Raw genomic sequence first — 18,399 nt, forward strand, 5'->3', positions numbered from 1 at the left:
TGGAACCGGGGGTTCCGGCCGCATACGGCGGGCACGGCAGCCGTCAGACCAGGCGAACCGGCTTCTCCGGGCGTATCCCCGACTCCACCAGCCAGGCCCGCAGGGGGGTCGGGTCGCCGTCCTCGATGAGGCTGAGGACTCTGGGGGCCAGGTCGGCGGCCCGTTCCCCGTTGATGAGGAGCGTGGGGCCGTCGAGCCAGTCCAGCCCCGGCACCGCACCGGCGGTGTCCATCGCGGCGCAGCACACCATCGCCGTCACGTGATCGGTGAGCAACTCGCGGGAGGTGCGGGGTGGTTGGAGCGGGAAGAGGGGGAGCGCGCCGATGTCCAGAAGAGTGGTACCGGGGTCTGGAGACGCCGTCCGCTCGGCCGGCGTCGCGGCCTCCTCGCGGGCCAACTCGGCGGTGATGCCTGCGGCGAGGGCGGAACTGCGCTCGGTTTCCTGGTCGTCGGCGCCGTGGTCGTCGGCCATGGCGGCGTACGGGGCTTTGGGGGGCTTGGGGGCCGAGATGGGGGTGGGGGTGGGGGTGGTGTGGGCGTCGTCGGCCTGGTCACCGGTGGCCGGGGGCTGGTTGGGGCCGGTGTACGTCTCGTCGGTCTGATCGCGGTCCGTGTGCGGGTCCGAGGCCTGACCGGAGTCGGCAGATGCGTCGGCACTCTGATCGCGGCCGGTGTGCGGGTCTGGGACCTGCTCGCGGTCGGCAGACGCGTCGGCAGCCCGGGCGGGGTCGGCTTGCCCGTCACGGGCCTGACCGCGGGCGGCGTGTGCAGCGGCGGCCTGGTCGTGAACGTCGGGTGCATGCGCCGCCTGATCGCGGCCGGCGTCCGCGTCGGAAGCCGGGGCGATGCCGGCCTGCGCGTCGGAAGCCGGGGCGTGACTGTCGTCCGCGTCGGAAGCCGGGGCCATGCCGGCGTCCGCGTCGGAAGCCGGGGCCATGCCAGCCTGCCCGTCGGAAGCCGGGACGACGCCGGCCTGCGGGTCGGAAGCCGGGGCGTGACTGTCGTCCGCGTCGGCAGCCTGATTGCGGGGGGCGTTCGCCTGGGCGTCCCCGCCACTGTCCGCAGAGAGGCCGGAAGCCCGGTCGGGACTGTCATGGGCGTCGGCGGCCTGACTCCGGCCGGCGTTCGACTCGGCGTCCGCCTCGCGGGCGGCAGACGCGTCGGAAGCCGCGGCGATACCGGCATGCCGGTCGGTGGTCTGGCGGAAGCCGGTCTGCGTCGCCGTCGTCTCGTCCTGGGGGCTGTGCGGCTCGGGGTGGCCTGCGGCGTTGGGGTACGCGGCGCCGGGGGCCGGGGTCGTCAGGTGGTCCAGGACTCGGGCCAGGGTCGGGCCGTCGGCTTCCGGACCCTCGGTGGTGCGGCGGACGCCGAGGGCGTCGAGGACGCGGTGGAGACGGGCCGCGTCGGTGCGCCATTTGCGGTCGACGACCTCCTCCGGATACTCCTGCCAGCCCACTGGGGACCAGTCAGGGCCGGGCTCGGCGGGGCCGCCGTGGAAGAGGCGGGCGGCGAGGAGTGACGCGGCCTCGTCGACCGTGCCGGGCTCTTCGAGCAGGTCACAGGCGGGGCGCTCACCCAGCCGGGAGGCGAAGCCCTCGGCCAGACGGTCCCGGCGGGAGAGTTCGGTGAGCGCGGCGACGACGCCGGCGTCCAGCCGGGACGGCCAGCGGCCCATCCGCCAGGCGGGCAGCGCGACCCGAGTGAGCAGCCTGTCCCAGCCCGCGTACGCCAACCCGACCTGCTCCTGTGCGACGATCCGCAGCCCGTAGTCCACAGCCTGTGCACGCTCGGCGGCCGCGGCGGCCACGCCCCGCTCCATCTCGGCCGCATGGTCCCGGCAACTGCGCAGCAGCAGCCGGGCGACCCAGCCGATGCCCGCGCACACCGCCCGCGACCCCGGGCAACGGCCGCGCGTCGAGGCGACGGCCACGGCGGCGTCCAGGCCCCGGACGAAGCGCCGGGCCTGGGCTATGTCGGGGTGCGCCGAGGGACCCGTACCGGCGACGACCGGGGCGAGGACCGCGCGGAGCTCGCCGACCCGCATCCACCACAGGAACGGGGAGCCGATGACGAGGACAGGTGCCGCGGGCGTACGGCGGTGGGCGCCGCGCGAGCTTCCGCCGTGCAGGCCGTTGAGACCGTCCTCGTCGCGGTCCTCCGCCGGGGGCGGTGGGCCGTGGGACGGGTGGGTGCGGTCCTCCAGCCAGCTGTCGCAGTCCGGCGTGAGCGCTATCGCGGACGGGGCGGGGACATCCAGGCGGTCGGCGAGGTCGCGCACCAGCCGGTACAGGTCCGGGGCCTGCTCCTCGCCGATCGGGACCGTGGGGCTGACGGCGGGGCGGGCGCGGGCGACCACCAGCGCGATCGCGGCGGCGGCGAGCAGGACGAGGACGGCGACGGGGGTGACGACCCAGCGGGCGGCATGCCAGCCCGAGCCGACGAAGTGGCCCGTGGAGGCACCGGCGAGCAGCACCACGGCGACCGCCGCGGGCAGCAGGGCGACGGCCAGCGCGCGGCTGCGAATGCGCAGCACCGCGAGGGCCCGGGCACGCGCGGCCTGCGCGCCCATCTCCACACCCATACCGGTCACGGCCGGACCTCACCCCCTCCGCGCTGCCCTGGCTGTCCGAACTGTCCTGGCTTTGCTCACTCCCCCACTGTGGCACCCACCACTGACATCGCAATGCCGGTGGGCCAAGTGCCGGAACGCTTGCGCCGCACCCTAGTTGGGGCTTCGGCCCACGTCAGCCGGATGGGGCATCGGTCACTCGATGGAATGGCTTTGGGGAGAGGTGGATGACGGACAGCGAGGATCAGGCCCCTGATCACGGCAGGTGGCAAGACCTGGTCCCGGACGGTGGCAGGCCCTGGTCCCGGCATGGATCAGGCCCCGAATCCTGAGACGGATTCGGGGCCTGCGGGGTTCATCCGGGGCGGGCGCTCGGGGTGGTTATTCGCCCGTCGCCGCCTTCGCCGCGATGTCCGTGCGGTGCTGGGAGCCGTCGAGCCGGATGCGGGCCACGGCCCGGTACGCGCGCTCGCGGGCCTGGGTGAGGTCCTCGCCGGTGGCCGTCACGGACAGGACGCGGCCGCCGGCGCTGAGGACCGCGTCGCCGTCCTGCTTGGTACCGGCGTGCAGGACGTACGCGTGCGGGGCGTCCTCGGCGGCCACCTCGTCGAGCCCGGTGATCGGGTCGCCGGTGCGCGGGGTGCCGGGGTAGTTGTGCGAGGCGACGACCACGGTGACCGCGGCGTCGTCGCTCCAGCGCAGGGGCTCAAGGTCGGCGAGTTCTCCCTTGGCGGCGCCCAGCAGGACACCGGCCAGCGGGGTCTGCAGGCGGGCCAGGACGACCTGGGTCTCGGGGTCACCGAAGCGGGCGTTGAACTCGATGACCCGTACCCCGCGGGAGGTGATCGCGAGACCCGCGTAGAGCAGCCCGGAGAACGGGGTGCCGCGGCGGCGCATCTCGTCGACCGTCGGCTGCAGAACCGTCTCCATGACCTCGTCGACCAGCTTCGGGTCGGCCCACGGAAGCGGGGAGTACGCGCCCATGCCACCGGTGTTCGGGCCCTCGTCCCCGTCGAGCGCCCGCTTGAAGTCCTGGGCGGGCTGCAGCGGGAGCACCGTCTCGCCGTCGGTGATGGCGAAGAGGGACACCTCAGGGCCGTCGAGGTACTCCTCGATGACGACGCGCTCGCAGGAGTTCGCGTGCGCCCTGGCCGCCTCGATGTCGCCGGTCACGACGACGCCCTTGCCGGCGGCGAGGCCGTCGTCCTTGACGACGTACGGGGCACCGAAGGCGTCGAGCGCCTCGTCGACCTCGGCGGGCGTCGTGCAGACGTAGGAACGGGCGGTCGGGACGCCGGCCGCCGCCATCACGTCCTTGGCGAACGCCTTGGAGCCCTCGATCTCCGCCGCCTCCCCGGAGGGACCGAAGACGGGGATGCCCGCCGCGCGCACGGCGTCGGCGACCCCGGCGACGAGCGGTGCCTCCGGCCCGACGACCACGAGGTCGGCACCGAGCCGTTCGGCCAGCGCGGACACGGCCGTGCCGTCCAGGGCGTCGACCCGGTGCAGCTCGGCGACCTCGGCGATGCCGGCGTTGCCGGGGGCGCAGTGCAGCGCCGTGACGTCGGGGTCGAGGGACAGGGAGCGGCACAGGGCGTGTTCGCGGGCGCCGCTTCCGATGACGAGGACCTTCACGGGGGTCAGCCTAACGGGGTTCTTGTGCGGGATGCCGAGGGGCCGGGGGTTCGTGACCTGTACGTTCCTCCAAGGCGCTGTGCCCCGCTACTCGTTCGTGAACTCCTCCACCACCGTCGCCCCCAGCTCCCGCACGATCAGTTCACGGCCGGAGAGCGCCGACTCGTTGAGGTCGGGGTCGTCGTCCTCGGGGATGTCGTCCTCGAGGTTCACCGGCGGACGCGGCTCCGGGGCGGATGAGGGCTCGGGGGCCGGGGTCGGGGTGGCCGTCGACGCCGAGGCCGCCGGGGGCGGGGTGGGCGCCGTGGGCGTGGGCCGGGGAGGGGCCGGGCGGGCGGAGGCCCCGCCACCGCCGTAGCCGCTGTTGCCACCGCCGGTGCCGCCTGAGCCGTAGCTGCCGCCGCCTCCGCCGAAGCCCGGGGAGCCACCCGGCGGCGGGGGAGCCGAGCCTCCGCCCGACGGGTCGACGATGGCCTCGATCTTCCACTGGACGTTGAACTGCTCGGCCAGTGCCTGACGCAGGACGTCCTCGCTGCCGCTGCTCGCGAAGTTGTCGCGCGCGCCGGCGTTGACGAAGCCGAGTTGGAGGGTGGTGCCGTCGAAGCCGGCCACCTGGGCGTTCTGGCTGAGCAGGATCCAGGTGAAGCGGCGGCGGTTCTTGACCGCCTCCAGGATGTTCGGCCAGAGCATGCGGGGGTCGACGCCGCTGCTCGGGGGTGCGTAGGCGGGGGCCGCGCCTGCGGTGTGGGGTGGCGCGGGTGCGGGCGAAGGGGGCTGCTGCGGTGCGGGTGCCGGGGTGCCGCCCGCCGGGGCCGGGGGCTGTGCGCCGCCGCCCGCAGGGGTTGCCGTGGGCCAGCCGCCGGGGCGTCGGCCGCCGCCCGCGGAAGCCGCAGTGGGCCAGGCGCCGGGGGCGGGGGCGGAGGGTGCCTGGGGGGTGGCCGCCGCCGGGGCAGGTGCAGGTGCGGACGGGGGCGCGGGTGTCGGGGGCGCGGGTGCGGGCTCAGGGGTGGGCGGAGCCTGGGAAGGCTGAGGCCGGTGGCCGCTCTGCGGCGCCTCGTCCGGGCCTGCGGGCGCGGGTGTGGCCTGCCCCGTGGGCGCCCCCTGCCCCACCGGGTCGGGGGCTGCCGTAGCGCCCGTCGGCCCACCGGGCCCCTGCCCCGGGGCTCCCGACGCCCGTACGGCAGCCCGGGCAGCGGCGGGACCGCCACCCGGCGCGACCGGCGCGGCGGCCGCTCCCGCGTGGGCGTCGGGGCCGGGTACGTACCCCATCGCGGGCATGCCGGCGCCGCCGCCCGCGGAGAAGTTGACGCCCCGCTCCAGCCGGTCGAGGCGGGCCATCACGGAACGCTCGTCCCCGTACGCCGCGGGCAGCATCACGCGCGCGCAGATCAGCTCGAGCTGCAGCCGGGGCGAGTTGGCCCCCCGCATCTCGGTCAGCCCCTCGTTGACGAGGTCGGCGGCACGGCTCAGTTCGGCGGCGCCGAAGATGCCGGCCTGGGCCTGCATGCGCTCCAGGACATCGGCCGGGGCGTCGATGAGCCCCTTCTCGGCGGCGTCCGGCACGGCGGCGAGGATGACGAGGTCCCGGAGCCGCTCCAGCAGGTCGACGACGAACCGCCGCGGATCGTTGCCCCCCTCGATGACGCGGTCCACGACCTCGAAGGCGGCGGCGCCGTCACCTGTGGCGAACGCCTCCACCACGGAGTCGAGAAGCGAGCCGTCGGTGTACCCGAGCAGAGAGGTGGCCATGGCATACGTCACACCCTCCTCCCTCGCTCCGGCGAGCAGCTGGTCCATGACGGACATGGAGTCACGCACGGACCCTGCGCCCGAGCGCACGACGAGCGGCAGCACGCCGTCCTCGACGGGGATGTTCTCCCGGCCGCACACCTCGCCGAGGTAGTCCCGCAGGGTGCCGGGCGGTACGAGGCGGAACGGATAGTGGTGGGTCCGCGAGCGGATGGTCCCGATGACCTTCTCGGGCTCGGTCGTGGCGAAGATGAACTTCAGATGCTCCGGGGGCTCCTCGACGACCTTCAGCAGCGCGTTGAAGCCGGCCGACGTGACCATGTGGGCCTCGTCGATGATGTAGATCTTGTAGCGGCTGCTCGCCGGCCCGAAGAAGGCCTTTTCCCGCAGCTCACGGGCGTCGTCCACACCACCGTGCGACGCGGCGTCGATCTCGATGACGTCGATGGATCCCGGGCCGTTGCGGGCGAGGTCCTGGCAGGACTGGCACTCGCCGCAGGGGGTGGGCGTAGGACCCTGCTCACAGTTCAGACACCGCGCGAGGATCCGCGCGCTGGTCGTCTTGCCGCAGCCGCGCGGCCCGCTGAACAGGTACGCGTGATTGACCCGGTTGTTCCGCAGCGCCTGCTGCAACGGGTCGGTGACATGCTCCTGCCCGATGACCTCGGCGAACGACTCCGGGCGATAGCGGCGGTACAGCGCGAGAGACGACACGCATACGAGGTTATAGGCGCCCACTGACAACCCGGCCCCGGCGGTCCAAGCCCCCGGGAACGCAAGGGCCCCCCACGCACCCGCCAGAGCCGACCTACCCTTGCTGCCTTCCGGCCCTGGGGGAGTTCAGTCAGATAGCGCCGCGTGAGGGGCTTCCCAGAGAGTACCCGATGTCAGCAGTGGGGAACGAGTTCGCGAGCACTCCTCAACGTCTTGTATTGTTTGCGGCGGAGGATTCGCCTAGAGGCCTAGGGCGCACGCTTGGAAAGCGTGTTGGGGGCAACCCCTCACGAGTTCGAATCTCGTATCCTCCGCCAGTGCCTCACCGGGCACGATGTCGAAGGGCCCCACCGCAAGGTGGGGCCCTTCGTCGTTGTCCGTCTCGATCGGCCGGAGGCGAACGCCGAGACGTAAGTGAGACGTAGGCGGGAGCTCTACGGAAACGGGAGCTCTACGGAAAAGCGCGTGGCGCTGTCCGTCCGCGGAACGGACGGGCAGCGCCACACGTGGAGCAGGAGGCTCGGCCGAGACTTAGCCGGGGAACGGCTTGCTGACCTCGTCCTCCGCCTTGATGCAGGCGTTGAGCTTCTTCTGGATGGCGGCCGCCTCGTTGAGCGCCCTGTTGGCCGCCGCCGTCTCCCCCAGCTGCTTCAGCTTCGCGGCCTTGCTCTTGAGGTTGGCGATCTGCTGGCGCATCTGGTCCTTGTGGCAGGTGATGGCGGCCTTGGCCGAGACCGCACCCCGGTCGGCGGACGGGGCCGCGTGAGCGGGCACCGAGGTGATGAAGAGACCGCCGACGATGGCCGCGGAGACGGCGAGGGCGGAGAAGCGCTTGGTCATGCGTTGTTCCCCCAGTTAGGGCTTGCGTTGGTCGAAGTGGATCTTACAGAGCCGCCCAACTCGCCAGTAACTTGCCCCGCGAGCGGCCGAAGCCGCTGTCAGCCTCCCGCCTCCGGACCCCAGCGCTCGGGCCCCACTCCGCGCCAGTCGATCCACGACACCTCCGCCACCTCCGACGGGTCGATCTCCAGCCCGGCCCGGCGCAGGAACTCCGCCACGTCGGCCACGTTGTGGGCCAGCCCGAGGATCTCGCCGTCCACGCGCACGCGTCGGCCTCCTGTGGCGGACGGCGGATGCACGGTCACGCGTATCGGTGCGGCCATGCCCTCAGGATCATCCGGGAAGTCGGGCCCTGCACCCCAGCTCGTCATCGACGATGCCGCCCATGGTCGTCCCTGCCCGGACGGCCCAGGTCACGCAGTTCCCACCACGCGGCGGGACTGGGGCGCCGCTGCTGCCAATAGGGGTGGAAGAACACCTCGGCCGACAGCCGGTACAGGCGCCGGCGCAGCTCCGTGCGACCGGGCCGCTCGGACAGTTGCCGGTAGGTGGCGCTCCACTCCCGCTGAGCCTGGGCGAGGTCGTCGGGAAACGTTCGCATGGCCAAATTCAATCATGTGTTCGATTTTTCAGGCCACACCAGTGGCTCGGTGTAACGCACTGACTTTCTGCCGTGCCCGTTCCCGCGCCCCGCGCCCCGCACGGCGCTGGCGTTGGATCCCGTGATCGCATGGATCAACGGCACGCACGGTGCAGGCAAGACGACGACCAGGACACCCTGCGCGGGCGCATCGCCAGGGACACGGTTCTCGGACCCGACTCCCCGTTCCGCCTCAGATACCTCGAGCCCTACGCCGATCAGATACCGGTCGGCAGTACCGGCTCCAACGGCTGTTCCGCCCAGATCGTCTTGCCCTTGGCCGTCTGGCGGGTGCCCCAGCGCTGGGTGAGCTGGGCCACGAGGAGAAGGCCCCGGCCCCCCTCGTCGTAGCTGCGGGCGCGGCGCAGGTGGGGGGCGGTGTTGCCGCCGTCGGACACCTCGCAGATGAGGGAGTCGTCGTGGGTGAGGTGGATGAGGCGGAGCTGGATCGGTGGTTCGGCGTGCCGGATGGCGTTGGTGACGAGTTCGCTGACGACGAGTTCCGTGACGAACGCGGCGTCCTCCAGGTCCCAGGCCTCCAACTGGGCCAGCGCGTCCTTGCGGGTCTGGGCGACGGCGGACGGGTCGGCCGGTACGTCCCAGGTGGCGACCTGGGAGGCGTCGAGCGCGCGGGTACGGGCGAGCAGGAGCGCCACGTCGTCCGGCGGGCGGGCCGGCAACAGGTCGGTGAGGATCCTGTCGCACATGCCGTCCAGGGTCGGCTCCGGGCCCGCGAGCAGGTGACGGAGGCGGAGCATGCCGTCGTCGAGGTCACGGTCCGGGGATTCGATCAGGCCGTTGGTGTACAGGGCGAGCAGGCTTCCCTCCGGCAGGTCGATCTCGGCCGCCTCGAACGGCAGGCCCCCCAGGCCCAGCGGGGGGCCGACCGGGAGGTCGAGGAGTTCGGCGGTGCCCTCGGGGCTCACCACGGTCGGCAGCGGATGCCCGGCCCGGGCCAGCGTGCAGCGCTGGGAGATGGGGTCGTAGACGGCGTACAGACAGGTCGCGCCCAGCTCGCCGGCGGGCTCGGAGTGCTCGTCGGCCGGCCGGCCGGCCTCACGTTCCGTGGACAGGCGGGCCACCAGGTCGTCGAGGTGGGTGAGCAGTTCGTCCGGGGGCAGATCGATGTCGGCGAGGGTGCGTACGGCCGTACGCAGCCGGCCCATCGTCGCGGAGGCGTGGATGCCGTGGCCGACGATGTCGCCGACGACCAGCGCCACCCGTGCCCCGGACAGCGGGATCACGTCGAACCAGTCGCCGCCGACGCCGGCGTGCGCCCCGGCCGGGAGATAGCGTGACGCCACCTCGAGCGCCGCCTGCTTGGGCAGCCGCTGCGGCAGCAGGCTGCGCTGCAGCATCACCGCGGTGCCGCGTTCGCGGGTGTAGCGGCGGGCGTTGTCGATGGAGACGGCCGCCCTGGCCGCAAGCTCCTCGGCCAGCACCAGGTCGTCCTGCTGGAAGATCTGGGACTTGCGGTGGCGGGTGAAGACGGCGACACCGAGTGTGGTTCCGCGAGCCGTCAGGGGCACCGCCATGACCGAATGGACGCCGAACTCGCGGACCCGGGCGGCCCGGGCCGGGTCCCGGGCGACCAACCGTGTGATCTCGGGGTGCGTCATCTCGTACACCTCCGCCCGTCCCGAGCGGAGCGTCACGACCGGCGCGGTGCCCTCCGGGTACTCGTCCACGTCGCCCAGCGCGACGACGGCCTCCGGCATGCCCGGCGTCACGGACTGGTGTGCGGCCCGTCGCATCAAGACAGGGCCGGGCGGAGGCCCGCCCTCCGGGAGCGGCTCATGCAGGTCCTCGAGGGAGGTCAGCAGGTCGACCGTGACGAAGTCGGCGAGTTCCGGGACCGTCGCCTCGGCCAGCTCCTGCGCCGTACGCATGACATCGAGGGTGGTGCCGATGCGCCGGCCCGCCTCGGCGATCATCTGGAGCCGCTTGCGGGCCCAGTGCTGCTCGGTCATGTCGTGCGCGGTGAGGCACACGCCCCGCACCTCGCCCGTCGCGTCCCGCAGGGCCGACAGGAAGATCGACCAGGCATGCTCGCGGGTCTCACCGGCGGCACGCAGGAAGTTCTCGTTGTACTGCGGCTCGCCGGTCTCCAGGACCCGCACCATGCTCTGTTCCGCCCGGTCGCCGGCCGGGTTGTCCACGATCTCGTTGACCCGCAGGCCGAGCATGTCCTCCTCGGTGAGGGCCACCGAGCGTTCCATGTCCGCGTTGGCGCGGCACAGGCGCAGCCGGGTGTCGTAGATCGCCAGCGCGCAGCAGGGGGACTGGGCGAAGCTCCAGGTCACGAAGGGGTCGTCGGCGAGCGGCGGGGGCTGCTGACTGCCCAGGGCCGACACCAGGAACCATTCGCCGCTCCGGTGGTGGGCGAGGACCTTGATCTCCAGCCGTCGTCCGTCGCGATGGCGGACCGGGACCGTGCCGTGCCATCTCGGCAGCCGGGCGAACGGGGGCGGGTCCGGTGGGACCGGCCCGGCCAGCAGCCCGGCCGCCGGTCGCCCGACGATCTGTTCGGCCGAGTGACCGAGCAGCTGCTCGGCGCCCGCGTTCCACCCGGTCACCGTGCCGCGTTCGTCGACGGTGACGCGGGCCGTGAGCGCCTCGCCGACCACAGCGTCGAGCGGACCTGTCGTCCGGCCGGTGATGACGGGCTCGTCCATGATCGTTCATCTCGCTCTCGCCGAGATTCACCGGGATCCTGAACCGGCCCGCACACGTCGGGCCGTCGCTTCGAGGCCGTTGGCCATACTCATGCCCCCTTCCCCTGGCACCCCGGACACCACACCGTCGTCCGGCCTGCCACGCGGGTGCGGCGCAGGGGCGTGCCGCAGCGGGGGCAGTGCGGGTCGGGATCGTCGCGGTGGCCGGTGAGCCAGGTGGGGCGAGGGGGGACCCGGCCGGCGGCCACAGCGGGGCGCAGGGTGCGGCGCATCTCGGTGTAGAGGCGGTGGCGCTCGGGCTCGGCGAGGGCGTTCGCCGGGGTGTTCGGGCGCAGCCTCGCCCGCCACAGGATCTCGTCGGCCAGGAGGTTGCCGAGGCCGGCCAGGGCCGACTGGTCGATGAGGACCGACTTGACGCGTCCGCGATGGGAGGCGAGCACGTCCTCGAACTCCTCGCGGTCCACGCTCAGGGCGTCGGGCCCCTGGTCCCGCAGCAGCCGTACGACATCGGAGTCGTTGTCGGCCAGCCACAGGCCCTGGAGTTTGCGCTGGTCGCGGTAGCGGAGCTGGTGGTCGCGGGCGACGGTGAGCAGGACGCGGTCGTGGGGGTCGGCCGCGTCGTCCGGATGGGCGCAGAGCAGCCGGCCGGTCATGCCGAAGTGCAGCGCGAGGGTCGGGCCGCCGGTGCGGGCGAGCAGCCACTTGCCGTGCCGCTCCGCCCTGGTGACGCGCCGCCCCTCCAGCGCCTCACGCAGTCGCCGCGCGCTCACGCCGTGCAGGACGCCCGGGTCGCGGACGTCGACGCGGCGGACGGTCCGGCCCTTCGCGCAGGACTGGAGCACGTTCCGGAAACCCTCGACGTCTGGCAGCTCAGGCATGGCGTACGGCCTTCGCGGTTGGATGCCGTGCTCTTATCTGTTTTGCCCCGTTTGGGAGACTTCTCACCTCGTGAGGCCCGGGTGTCGGCCCGGCGTCGGCCTAGCGCCGCTTGAACTCCACCGGCCCGGCGTTCATCTCCACGGTGCCGTCCGCGTGCAGGACCGGGCGGCGCTCGGTCATACGGCCGCTGTAGGCCTCGACGTGGTGGATCTCCGCCCCGTCGGGCGCGGTGAAGTCGACGAGGGCGATGGCCACCCAGTACCGGGTCTTCGTGTTCTCGAAGAGCGGGACCGTGACGGTCGAGCCGCGCCCGTCGGTGACCACGACCTTCGCACCGAAGCTGCGGAAGGAGCCGAAGCCGTTGCTGACCGCGGAGTACGCGCAGAGCAGGACGTAGCCCTGCTGATCGGGGCGGACGATACGCAGTGTCTCGCGGCCGGGGACGCGGGCGTCGCCGTCGAGGTGGATGAAGGGAGGGTTCTTCCGCGAGCCGAGGCGCTTGTAGTAGACGACGTCCGCGCCCTTGCCCTTGTGCGCCGTGTCCGAGGCGGGCGCGGGGCGCGACCCCTTCTTGGACGTGATGAGGGTGCCGGGTGCCTGGTCGCCGCGTATCGCCTTCGACGCCGGCACGAACAGGGCGTAGAGGTCGAGGTCGGCGCCCCGTTTGCGGCGCTGCTCGCTGCCGCCGTCCCACTCCAGGGTCGCGGTGACCACCAGCCCGCGGTCCGCCTTGTCCAGGCTCATCGCGACCTGGCCGCCCTTGTCGAGGCTGATCGTGCCGAGCGGGGGCTTGCGCAGGCTCATCGGCGGTGCGGTCGGGGCCGGCTGCGCGCCGCCGACGGGCGGCTCGGCCCGCACCGGCTCCTGAGCGGCCGCCTGCTCCTCGGGTTCCTCGGCCGTTTCGGACTCCTCCGCCTCCGCCACGTCTATGCCGAAGTCGGTGGCGAGCCCGGCCAGCCCGTCGGCGTACCCCTGACCGATGGCGCGCAGCTTCCAGGCCTCGCCCCTGCGGTAGAGCTCCATCAGGAGTACGGCGCGTTCGCCGTCGGTGAGGGCGGGCGGGCGGAAGCGGACCGGGTCGGCGCCGACTTGGCAGGCGCGGACGAGCACGTCCTTGACCTCGCGGAAGGTGCGGTTCGCGTCGTCGGGATCGCAGCTGCCGACCAGGACCACCCGGTCCACGTCCGCCGGGAGCGCGGCCGGGTTCATCTCGATGCGCTCCGGGGCCTCGGCATCGGCGGCGAGGTGCCGGACGGCACCGGACTCGGCGGACGGCTGGTTGTAGAAGACCAGGTCGTCGTCGGACCTGACCTTGCCGTCCGCCGCCACCAGCAGGGCACTGAGGTCGACCGCACCGCCCACGGCGTGCAGCTCGGCGACGACGGCCCCGGAGCCCACCGCTGTGTTCCCGCCCTTGGTCAGCTCCGGCATGCCGCCCCACCCCTCGAAGATCCCCCGGTGATTTCCCGCCACCATGCCACATGGCGGGATGCTCAGCGCGGCTCGCGCACCACCGCCGTCTCCCCCGCCGGAACACTGACCGAACCCGGCACCGGCTTGCCCGTCAGGAGTTCCGTGGCGTCCGACGCGACCGACACGTGGACGGGACGGTCGGTGTGGTTGATGAGGAACAGGTAGTCGGCGTCCGCGCCCCGCCGCAGGACCGCCTCGACGCCCTGCGGCGTGCTGCGCACCGGCTCCACTCCCGCCTCCCGGCGGATACGGTCAAGGAGCGCGGCCAGGGTCGCCGGGTCGGGCAGGGTGGCCACGTACCAGCTCGTCCCGGAACCGGTGCTGTTGCGAGTCACCGCCGGTACGCCGCTCAGCGGACCGGTCGTGTACGACGCGACCGACTCGGCGCCGGACAGCCGTAGCCGCTCCGACCACAGGGTCCCCGTACCGCCCCCGCTCAGCCCGACCGGCTCCCCCGGCAGCAGCGGGAACAGCTCGTCGGTGCGTACCCCGAGCGCCTCGCGGAACGCGCCCGGGTAACCGCCCAGCCGGACATGGCAGTTCTCGTCGACCGCGCCGCTGTGGAAGCCGACCGCCAGGGTGCCGCCGCCCGACGCGAAGGCCGTCAGGTTCCTCGCGCCCGCGTCGTCCACCAGATACAGGGAGGGTGCCAGCACCATCCGGTAGGCCGACAGATCCGCGTCGGGGCGTACGAAGTCCACCGCGACACCCGCCCGCCACAGCGGCTCGTACCAGGCACGGATGAGGTCCTGGAAGCGGAGCTCGGCGCTCGGCTGGGAGGGGAGTTCCATCGCCCAACGGGAGTTCCAGTCCCAGACGATGGCCACCTCGGCCGCGACGGTACTGCCCCTGACCTCCGCCAACGCCCGCAGATCCGCGCCGAGCCGGACCACGTCCCGCCAGATCTGGCTGTCCGTGCCGGCGTGCGGAAGCATCGCCGAGTGCCACTGTTCGGCACCCGCCCTCGCCGCGCGCCACTGGAAGTACGCGATGCCGTCGGCGCCGCGTGCCACATGGGCGAGCGCGTTGCGCCTCAACTCCCCAGGGCCCTTGGCCCTGTTCACCGGCTGCCAGTTCACCGCGCCCGTCGAGTGCTCCATCAGCAGCCAGGGGCCGCCCGCGAGGGAGCGGACCAGGTCACCGCTGAGCGCGATGTCGATCTCGGACTCGGGATCGGCCGACTGGAGGTAGTGGTCGTTGGAGACGACGTCCAGCTTCGGAGCCCAGCGCCAGTAGTCGAGGGCGTCGAAGTTGTACATCACCATGAAGTTGGTGGTGGCGGGGATGGCGGGGGCCGCCGCCAGCAGCACCTCGCGCTCCGCCTCGTACAGCGAGAGCAGCTCGTCGCTGCAGAAGCGGCGCCAGTCCAGCTGGTGGGTGGGGTTCGGGACGGCGCCGGTGGGGCGGGGCGGGAGGATCTCGTCCCAGTCGTAGTACCACTGGCTCCAGAAGCGGGTGCCCCAGGCGTCGTTCAGGGCGGCCAGGTCGTCCGAGTACCGTCTGCGCAGCCAGCGCCGGAAGGCGGCCGCACTCTCGTCGCAGTAGCACTCGGCGTTGTGGCAGCCGTACTCGTTGTGGACGTGCCACATCGCCAGCGCCGGGTGGTCCGCGTACCGGGCGGCCAGCGCCCGCGTGATGCGCAGGGCGGCGTCCCGGTAGTCGGGGCTCGAGGGGCAGAACGTCTGGCGGCTGCCGTACGACAGCCCCCTGCCGTCCTTGTCGACGGGCAGCGCCTCGGGGTGGGCGCGGAAGAACCACGCCGGGGGCGCCGCCGTGGGGGTCGCGAGGTCGGCCGCGATGCCGTGGGCGTGCAGCAGGTCGAGGACGCGGTCCAGGGGGGAGAAGTCGTACTCGCCCTCCTTCGGCTCCAGCAGCGCCCAGGAGAAGATGCCGACGCTGACCATGGTGACCCCGGCCTCGCGCATCAGGCGCATGTCCTCGGCCCAGATCTCCTCGGGCCACTGCTCGGGGTTGTAGTCGCCGCCGTAGGCGATGCCGGGGACGGACAGTTCGCGCTTCACCGGGCACCTCCCCCGAGGAGGCGGCGGGTCGTCGCCACGCCCCACTCGTCGAGCGAGAGCAGGCGGTCGCTGGAGGCCATCAGGCCGCCCGTCGCCTCGACATGCGCCGCCCACTGCTCCCTGGTCTCCACGGCCGGGCGGGCCATCAGGCAGTCGGGGTCGTTGATCCAGAGGCGGCCGTGCTGCCACTGGCGGCCGGCGCCGGTGAACTCGGCAGGGTCCTGGCCGGGTTGGCTGTAGTCGTCGGCCTCGGGGCGGCGGTGCGGGGCCGTGTCGGGGCTGACCCGCATCGCGTCGAACAGGCCGATGGACGCCAGCAGGGGTGCTCCGCAGCCCAGAAGGTAGGCGTCCGCGCCGATGGCCTCGCGGATCAGCTCGATCCCGGAGCGGTATGCCGTCAGCGCGTCGACGTCCGGGTCGTGCCGTACGCCGTCCAGGGCTCCCGCGTAGAGGAAGTCGACCTTGAAGTAGTCGTAGCCCTCGCCGCGCAGGGTCCGGAAGACCTCCGTCAGATACGCCGCCGCCTCGGGGTGCGTGGTGTCCAGGACGCGCAGGTCGTGGCCCCAGTTGCGGCCGGCGTGCGTGAAACCGCCGTCGGCGGTGCGCACCAGCCACTCGGGGTGCTCGGCGGCCAGGTCGCTCGCCGGGTCGACCAGGAAGGGGGCCGTCCAGATGCCGGCGCGGCGGCCGCGGGCGCGGATGGCGTCGGCGATGCCCGCACGGGAGCGGAAGCGGCCGGAGAGGGTGAGCCAGTCGCCGAGGGCCTTCTGGTAGCCGTCGTCGATCTGGACGACGTCGACGGGCAGGTCGAGGGTGTCCATCGCGCGGAGGTTCTCGTGGATGTCGTCCTCGGTGACGGCGGTGAAGTACTCGTACCAGGAGCACCAGACGGTGGGCGCCGGGCGGGGAGCCTCGCCCCCGAGACCGGCGGCCCAGTCCGCCAGCACGGCCCGGATGTCCGTGCCCGTCCACTCCTTCACCGGGCCGTCGGCGCTGACCTGCGCCGTGTCGCCGTCGACGGTCAGACGGATCGACGGCACCGCGCGCGTCGGCTCGACGGCCGCCCACAGACGCACGGGTGAGCCGTCGCCGGGGTCCAGGGCCAGCAGCCCCTCGCCCTGGAAGGCTCCCTCGGGAACGGTCACGCCGGGCCGGTAACAGACCGTCGCCCAGTTGTCGTTGGTCGGACGGTACGGCTCCTCGCCCAGGGCGTAGGAGCCACTGGGGCTCCAGGACTGCCAGCCCTCCTCGTGGACACGGGCGTGGGCCGTGTCCACGGGCACGGAGGCGACGGGGGTGAAGGGGTGGTGCACAGGTGTCTCTTTCAAGAAAGGGGCCGTCAGCCCTTGTTGGCGCCCAGCGTCAGACCGCTGACGAACTGCCGCTGGAGCACGAAGTACACGATCAGCGTGGGGATCGCGGTGAGCAGGGCGCCGGCGGCGACCAGGTTCGGGTCCGTGAAGTAGGCGCCGGTGAGGTTGTTCAGCGCCGAGGTGATCGGCATGTTCTCGCCGGTCGAGATCAGGACGAGGGCCCAGAAGAAGTCGTTGTAGATCCAGATGGACAACAGCGTCGCCAGGGCCGCCATCGCCGGGCGGCACAGCGGCAGCACGATCTGCCAGTACTGCCGCCACACCGAGGCGCCGTCCACGAGCGCGGCCTCGGTCAGCTCGTGCGGCAGCGAGCGCATGTAGTTGCTGAGCACGAAGGCGCAGAAGCCCGACTGGAACGCGACATGAATCAGCACCAGGCCGAGCGCGGAGTCGTAGAGCTTGCCGCTCATCGTGATGCCGGGCAGGTCGACCAGCAGGTACAGCCGGTACAGCGGGGTGATGATGACCTGCTGCGGCAGCAGGTTGCCCGCCGTGAAGACCAGCAGCAGCGCCAGGTTGATGCGGAAGTCGAAGCGACTCACGTAGAAGGCGACCATCGAGGACAGGAACAACGTCACCAGCACCGCCGGCACGGCGATGATCATGGTGTTGACGAAGTAGTGGCTCATGTCCGACTGCGTGAAGGCATTCGTGAAGTTGTCGAAGCTCAGCGTGTCCGGCCAGGACACGTATCCCTTCTCACTCGTCTCCGAGTACGGCCGCAGCGCCGCGTAGATCGCCCAGAGCAGCGGCGCGAGCCAGGCCAGCGCCGCGCCGGCGAGGAAGACGTGCAGCAGGATCCTGGCGGGGCGGACGGGGGCGCGCTTCTTGCCGAGCGCGAGGGTGCCGGTGCTCATGCGCGCCGCTCCTTCCGGAAGGTGGCCACCAGGTAGGGGATGATCACGACGAGCGAGATCAGCAGCAGGACGACCGCGATCGCGGAGCCGTACCCGATGCGGCTGGACTCGCCGATGATGTTGTTGGTGACCAGGATCGAGAGCAGCTCGGTGCCCTCGGCGCCCTTGTTGAAGACGAAGACCAGGTCGAAGGCGCGCAGGGCCTCGATGATGGTGACGACCAGGACGACGGTGTTGGTGGGGCGCAGCGTCGGGAAGATGACGCTCTTGAACGTCTGCCACTCGTTCGCGCCGTCGAGCGCGGACGCCTCCCGCAGCGAGGGGTCGACGCCCTTCAGGCCGGCCAGGTACAGGATCATCATGTAGCCGGTGTGGCGCCAGGACGCGGCGACGAGGATCGCCCACAGGTTCAGGTCCGGGTCGCCGATCCAGTCGATGTACTTACCGGGCTCGTTGGCCCCGATGAGGCTGTTGATCAGGCCGGTGTCGGGGTTGTAGACGAGCTGCCAGACGAAGCCGATGACGGCCATCGACAGCACGACGGGCAGGAAGAACGCGGTCTGGTACACCCTGCTGAACCGGATCTTCTTGTCCAGCTGCACGGCGAGGAACAGGCCGAGCGGGGTCGGGATCGCGATCAGGACGACGAACCAGATGACGTTGTGCTGGACGGCGGGCCAGAACTGCGGGTTCTGCTCGAAGAGTTCCTTGAAATTCTGCAGCCCGACCCACTGGATGGAGCCGAAGCCGATCCCGTCCCAGGTGGTGAAGGCCAGCGCGATCGAGGCCAGCGCCGTCACCCAGACGAGAGCGATGTGCAGGACGGTCGGCAGGCCCGCCATCAGCCCGAGGGTGAGCCGGTCACGGCGGGTCAGCAGACGACGGTGCCCGTGGGGCACCTTCTTGGCGGGGGCAGCGCCCGGAGGCGGCACGGCGGCCGCCTCCGGGATCTCCTTGGTGGTTTCTGTGGTCAT

General features: G+C 72.2%; 13 protein-coding genes, 1 tRNA gene, 1 other RNA gene and 1 pseudogene. 2 read left to right on the forward strand and 14 right to left on the reverse strand.

From position 1 onward, the window contains the following. Positions 1 to 43: 43 nt before the first annotated feature. The 4 genes from ACFY5C_RS05630 to ffs all read right to left on the reverse strand — a co-directional run bounded on the left by ACFY5C_RS05630 (position 44) and on the right by ffs (position 6,823). A complete protein-coding gene (locus ACFY5C_RS05630; RefSeq protein WP_389440844.1) occupies positions 44 to 2,590 on the reverse strand; it encodes a hypothetical protein in 2,547 nt (848 codons plus the stop codon). A gap of 360 nt (positions 2,591 to 2,950) precedes the next feature. Continuing rightward, complete coding sequence (gene purD, locus ACFY5C_RS05635; RefSeq protein ID WP_389440846.1) at positions 2,951 to 4,204, reverse strand: phosphoribosylamine--glycine ligase; 1,254 nt, start codon at positions 4,202 to 4,204, stop codon at positions 2,951 to 2,953. An 87-nt stretch (positions 4,205 to 4,291) separates the two neighbouring features. Then, complete coding sequence (locus ACFY5C_RS05640) at positions 4,292 to 6,667, reverse strand: DNA polymerase III subunit gamma and tau (protein WP_389440849.1); 2,376 nt, start codon at positions 6,665 to 6,667, stop codon at positions 4,292 to 4,294. A 61-nt stretch (positions 6,668 to 6,728) separates the two neighbouring features. Next, positions 6,729 to 6,823, reverse strand: an RNA gene (gene ffs / locus ACFY5C_RS05645) — signal recognition particle sRNA small type. A gap of 73 nt (positions 6,824 to 6,896) precedes the next feature. On the opposite strand from ffs, the gene ACFY5C_RS05650 reads away from it, so the two are divergent. Beyond that, positions 6,897 to 6,984, forward strand: a tRNA-Ser gene (locus ACFY5C_RS05650). A 214-nt stretch (positions 6,985 to 7,198) separates the two neighbouring features. On the opposite strand, the gene ACFY5C_RS05655 is transcribed toward ACFY5C_RS05650, so the two are convergent. The 3 genes from ACFY5C_RS05655 to ACFY5C_RS05665 form a co-directional block, all read right to left on the reverse strand. Further along, entirely contained in the window at positions 7,199 to 7,507 is a 309-nt protein-coding gene (locus tag ACFY5C_RS05655) for a hypothetical protein (RefSeq protein ID WP_389440851.1), read from the reverse strand. A 98-nt stretch (positions 7,508 to 7,605) separates the two neighbouring features. Then, entirely contained in the window at positions 7,606 to 7,830 is a 225-nt protein-coding gene (locus ACFY5C_RS05660) for a hypothetical protein (protein ID WP_389440854.1), read from the reverse strand. A 44-nt stretch (positions 7,831 to 7,874) separates the two neighbouring features. After that, positions 7,875 to 8,108 (reverse strand): hypothetical protein, encoded by a 234-nt coding sequence (locus tag ACFY5C_RS05665; protein ID WP_389440857.1) that lies wholly within the window; start codon positions 8,106 to 8,108, stop codon positions 7,875 to 7,877. 165 nt (positions 8,109 to 8,273) lie between these two features. On the opposite strand from ACFY5C_RS05665, the pseudogene ACFY5C_RS05670 reads away from it, so the two are divergent. Continuing rightward, positions 8,274 to 8,366 (forward strand): annotated as a pseudogene (locus ACFY5C_RS05670) (ATP-binding protein); the annotation flags it as partial. Here ACFY5C_RS05670 and ACFY5C_RS05675 read toward each other — a convergent pair. The 7 genes from ACFY5C_RS05675 to ACFY5C_RS05705 form a co-directional block, all read right to left on the reverse strand. After that, positions 8,366 to 10,822: a SpoIIE family protein phosphatase gene (locus ACFY5C_RS05675; RefSeq protein WP_389440859.1), complete on the reverse strand. Its 2,457-nt coding sequence runs from the start codon at positions 10,820 to 10,822 to the stop codon at positions 8,366 to 8,368. The pseudogene ACFY5C_RS05670 and the gene ACFY5C_RS05675 overlap by 1 nt on opposite strands. A gap of 89 nt (positions 10,823 to 10,911) precedes the next feature. Then, a complete protein-coding gene (locus ACFY5C_RS05680; RefSeq protein ID WP_389440862.1) occupies positions 10,912 to 11,700 on the reverse strand; it encodes an Fpg/Nei family DNA glycosylase in 789 nt (262 codons plus the stop codon). Between the two features lie 100 nt (positions 11,701 to 11,800). Continuing rightward, on the reverse strand, positions 11,801 to 13,132 hold the full coding sequence (locus ACFY5C_RS05685; RefSeq protein ID WP_389440864.1) for a TerD family protein: 1,332 nt from the start codon (positions 13,130 to 13,132) through the stop codon (positions 11,801 to 11,803). A gap of 62 nt (positions 13,133 to 13,194) precedes the next feature. Further along, positions 13,195 to 15,195, reverse strand: a complete 2,001-nt coding sequence (locus ACFY5C_RS05690; protein WP_389440867.1) for a beta-galactosidase — start codon at positions 15,193 to 15,195, stop codon at positions 13,195 to 13,197. Beyond that, positions 15,192 to 16,508 carry a glycoside hydrolase family 36 protein gene (locus ACFY5C_RS05695; protein WP_389440869.1) on the reverse strand — a complete coding sequence of 439 codons (1,317 nt, stop codon included), beginning with the start codon at positions 16,506 to 16,508 and terminating at the stop codon, positions 15,192 to 15,194. Before ACFY5C_RS05695 ends, ACFY5C_RS05690 begins: the two co-directional genes overlap by 4 nt. Before the next feature lie 26 nt (positions 16,509 to 16,534). Beyond that, on the reverse strand, positions 16,535 to 17,425 hold the full coding sequence (locus ACFY5C_RS05700; RefSeq protein WP_383608046.1) for a carbohydrate ABC transporter permease: 891 nt from the start codon (positions 17,423 to 17,425) through the stop codon (positions 16,535 to 16,537). Continuing rightward, on the reverse strand, positions 17,422 to 18,399 hold the full coding sequence (locus tag ACFY5C_RS05705; protein ID WP_389440872.1) for a carbohydrate ABC transporter permease: 978 nt from the start codon (positions 18,397 to 18,399) through the stop codon (positions 17,422 to 17,424). The genes ACFY5C_RS05700 and ACFY5C_RS05705 overlap by 4 nt, the downstream gene beginning before the upstream one ends.

The organism is Streptomyces sp. NPDC012935, from assembly GCF_042900345.1.
In the GTDB taxonomy this organism is placed as follows: Bacteria; Actinomycetota; Actinomycetes; order Streptomycetales; family Streptomycetaceae; genus Streptomyces.